At 42.1% G+C, this 4343-nt stretch carries 3 protein-coding genes; 2 read left to right on the top strand and 1 reads right to left on the bottom strand.

The genetic code is table 11. From position 1 onward, the window contains the following. Nucleotides 1-972: 972 nt before the first annotated feature. Together hetF and FJR38_RS09825 are read left to right on the top strand one after the other, a co-directional pair. The gene (hetF, locus tag FJR38_RS09830; protein WP_168495180.1) at nt 973-3450 is read left to right on the top strand and encodes a cell division protein HetF; all 2478 of its coding nucleotides are present in this window, start codon (nt 973-975) and stop codon (nt 3448-3450) included. Nucleotides 3451-3584: 134 nt separating this feature from the next. Further along, the gene (locus tag FJR38_RS09825) at nt 3585-3923 is read left to right on the top strand and encodes a P-II family nitrogen regulator (protein ID WP_168495178.1); all 339 of its coding nucleotides are present in this window, start codon (nt 3585-3587) and stop codon (nt 3921-3923) included. 160 nt (nt 3924-4083) lie between these two features. Here the strand turns inward: FJR38_RS09825 and FJR38_RS09820 are convergent. Continuing rightward, nucleotides 4084-4343, bottom strand: a 260-nt coding sequence (locus tag FJR38_RS09820; RefSeq protein WP_168536757.1) for an RtcB family protein, incomplete at its 5' end; no start/stop codon positions are given.

Here is a 4343-nt window from a genome sequence, read left to right as displayed (position 1 = left end):
CGATAATTGCGTTGTACTAACCATAAACAGAAAAAACCCCCAGTGGTGTTAGCCAACTAGGGGAGTTGAGTTATCAGGGTGCATCTACCAAATTTAATGTTCATTATTTCTAATTTATGCTCCGGACAAAGTTACCCAAATATTGCTGTTTGTCACATACCGAAAAAATTCCTGTGGCTGGTAGCTGGGTAGGGGAGTTAGTTATGGGGATTTTATCTACTTCATCGCTGATCTAAAAATGCTTTCAAACGTTCTTGTCAATCAGGAACGTTTTTTATTGATCATAAATTGAGTAAATAGATCCACAGAACTTGGCGATTTTTGTGAAAAGAAAACCCCTAGTAGGTTTTAACCATCTAGGGGAATTGAAGATCAAGGTGCATCTACCAATAAAGTGTTCTTGAAGGGGATCAACCAATCCGGATAAAGTGGTTGAGGCCAAACAATGACAGGACTTACGCACGAATCATGGAATATCTAACCACTCCAGGTACAGAGGACACACAAGAAAGAGGTTTTGAGGATATTTTGCGTAAGTTCTCAATGATAAGTAATGATATTTGTCTATAAATTCACCAAAGTTTTACAATACTAAGTCCCCCCATCTGAAACATTAGAAAGGTAAAAAACATCTAAGGTATTAACAAGACTAAGTGGTGAAGATTTCAGTCCCCAAAGTAATCCTGCTAAGTAGTTGAACAAAAATAAATTCATTAATAGAGACTCCGAACAGGGAAAGGAGAAGAGAACAACAATGTGTGTAGTTAATTCTGTCCAAATACTTATCACGGTGAGAACAGTTAATGTTTAAAGCATATAATCACAATAGATAGATATTTTAATGTGGCTTGTAACCTGTTGAATGTACGAAAGGAATTTTTACAGTTGGCTGATCCGAAAGTTACGCTTGTGGAGAAAAAGTAGTCGTCTAGCTTGGTGGAAGTGGGAAATAAGTTTTATGGAGCAAAAGTTGTGACCCAGGAATTTCACCTTTCCGCAACCCCGGTAGGGCAGAATGATTATCTGGTGCGGACGGAACAAGTTGCGCCGGGAGTACCGTTAGCAGAGGAACTGGTACATTGGCCAGTGAGTGAATGGTTAGCGGCGGCGGGACATTTGATGGATGACCCTTTGCAGTTAGTTTTGCAGGGGGATATGGTATCCAAGAACTCTGTTAATTTGGTGGCTTTGGGGCAGGAATTGTATAATGCGTTGTTTCAAGGGACGCTGAGGGATAGTTGGATTACCGCCCAAGGGATTGCCCAAAATCACCAACAGGTGTTGCGGCTGAGATTGGGACTGAAGGATACTAGGTTGGCGCGGTTGCCATGGGAAGTGATGCACGCAGGCGATCGCCCTTTAGCCACGGGTCCTTATATCACCTTTGCCCGTTATCAAAGTGGTTTAGCCCCAGCATCACGCATACCCACTCATCATCTTCCTACTTCACCCGACGAACGGGGGGTGAAAGTGCTAATGGTGATTTCTGCACCTACTGACTTAGTGCGGCTGGATTTGCTCAAACAAGAAGCTATCAACCTCAAAGCAGAACTACATCGCCAAGCTGCCCGTGTAGTTGATGGTAATCATCATTTCCCAGAGATTGAACTGACTGTTTTGGACGGTCCAGGGAGAGAAGAACTGACTCAAGCTTTAGAACAGGGACATTATCATATTCTTCACTATTCCGGTCATAGTAACTTAGGTACGAATGGTGGGCAAATTTATCTTGTCAGTAAAAAAACTGGGTTAACAGAGATTCTCAGCGGAGACGATTTAGCTGGGTTACTGGTAAACAATAATATTCAAATGGCAGTATTTAACTCCTGTTTAGGGGCATATCGGGCTAGATCCGAGGCTGCGGAAGATTCAGGAGAACGGAACTTAACAGAAAGCTTGGTAAAAAGGGGCATTAAAAGTATATTGGCGATGTCAGAACGTATACCTGATGAGGTGGCGCTGACATTGACTCAATTGTTTTACCGAAATTTGAGTCAGGGCTATCCTTTGGATTTATGTGTAAGTCGAGTCCGTCAGGGTTTAATTTCTGCTTATGGTTCTCAACAGATGTACTGGGCTTTACCAATTTTGTATCTTCAGCGAGAATTTGATGGTTGTTTGACACCGCAAATTAATTTATCTGGCTACTCGGAGTTACTGAACGAATATCAGCCACCAAAGCGGAGTAATAATAACTATTCTACTGTCGCCAATCATCCAGAAATGCCTTTAGTTATTGATGATATCCTCAACCCTAATTTGGAAGAGGAGACACAAGAGGTAGACTGGTTAGGGGAAGATACTTGGGGTGATTTAGTAGATGAAATTGAATATGATGACCCTAGTTATAATGAGGATTCGGCTTTAGTTTCTGATTTGTTTCGTCAATTCGGTAAGCCAGAAGCTACGACTCAAGAACCAAGCATGAAAGCAGAACTGATCCAAAAGGAGAATCTTCACCATCTGTCAGAAATGCAGGTTTCCGAGACGAAGGGAAATTTAGGTTGGGCAAATGTCCCCGCCCCTATGACATCAACCTCCGCGAAACTGGAAAAGCGTCAGGCAAATCCTCAGTTATCACCATCACCTTTACTGCCCAGAGATAATCGCACTCAGCGCCCAAAATGGAGATTTTGGTATAGTATTTTAGGTATGAGTGCGATCGCTCTCAGTGTTGGTATGGGTTGGTTGTGGCATCAACAGCGATCGCCACAGTTACCAGATGTCCCACCAATTCCTGGACAAAATTCCCAAAATAATCAGTATCCGAGCATTAATTTAGCTACGTCAGCTACGGGAATTGTCACGGCTACAGCTACGGCACAGTTGAGTCAGGGCAATTTAAAAGCTGGTTTGGATGCTATTAATGAATTAATGAATCGCGGTGCTTTGCCGGCGGCGGAAACGGCTTTAAATTTGATTCCGGAACAGGATGCTGAAAATCCATCTGTGAACTTTTTCCGGGGGCGATTAGCTTGGCAGTCAGTACAAACGAAAAATAATAAATATAGTATTGATGATGCTCGCCGTTATTGGTCTAGGGCTGTACAGAAGCAACCAGATTCTCTTGTGTATAATAATGCTTTGGGATTTGCTTATTATGCGGAGAATAATCTCAATTATGCTAATGATGCTTGGTTTAAGTCCTTGAGTTTAGCATTAAATATCCAGCCAGATCAGAATTCTCGCCCGATAAAATATCCGCAGATAGCTGGACAACCGGAGGCATTGACAGCTTATGCTGGGTTAGCTTTAGGTTTATATCAATCTGCCAAAAATCAACCCGCTGATAAACGTCAGCAATATTTACAGGAAGCGATTAAACTCAGACAAATGGTAATTCAAAATGCGCCGGCAGATTTTACCATTGATAACTTATCGCAAAATTGGTTGTGGACAGAACAGGCGATCGCTGATTGGCGATCGCTTTTGCAAGAAAATAGTCCATAATTGGAGACGATGAAAAAACAGTGGAATCCAATACATCAAGCTGAAATTAAATAACTATGGCTATATTTACAGCGTGAGACAACGAATCTGCTTAGATATATAAACAACGCTATTAGAAGTCAGGAATCAAAAAAATGAGAAAAGTAGAAGCCATTATCCGTCCATTTAAACTGGATGAAGTAAAAATTGCCTTAGTTAACGCCGGTATCGTCGGTATGACAGTTTCCGAAGTTCGAGGTTTCGGGCGGCAAAAAGGGCAAACTGAACGCTATCGGGGTTCAGAATATACCGTGGAGTTTCTCCAAAAACTCAAGGTGGAAATCGTTGTTGAAGATGGCTTAGTTGATATGGTTGTAGATAAAATTATCGCCGCAGCCCGCACTGGTGAAATCGGTGATGGTAAAATTTTTATCTCCCCTGTTGAACAAGTTGTCAGGATTCGGACAGGAGAAAAGAACACAGAAGCCGTCTAAATACTAAGTATTGGGTCTGGAATATCCAAAAAATGGGCGTTGTTGAGTCTGTGAAAATGAACACAGAAAATCAGCAGCGCCTTTGATTGAGTGTTGAAGCAAGTTAAGATTTATGCGTTCCAGCCATTTTGAGGTAATTTAAAAACGTCGGCATCAAACTTTAAGCCTTAAAAGTTAACACTGGACTCAACCTCGCTACAATACCTACCATTTCCGCCTCAACTTGCACATTAATGACAGACTGAATCGGTTTATAAGCTGCGGGTGCTTCTTCAATCCGTCGTTCTTCCCGTAAAGTTATACAGTCAACCCCTGTTAATCCCAATTCCGCTTCAGTTTCGGTTGCACCTCTGCGGTTCAGGTCAAAACGCGATCGCATTCTTCCCGCCCCATGTGATGCAGAATGAGAATATGCTGGTA

Origin of the sequence: Anabaena sp. UHCC 0253 (assembly GCF_009712085.1) — a bacterium.
Classification (GTDB): Bacteria; Cyanobacteriota; Cyanobacteriia; order Cyanobacteriales; family Nostocaceae; genus Dolichospermum.
Note: the sequence above shows the minus strand (reverse complement) of the source record. Positions and strands in the feature narration are given on the sequence as shown.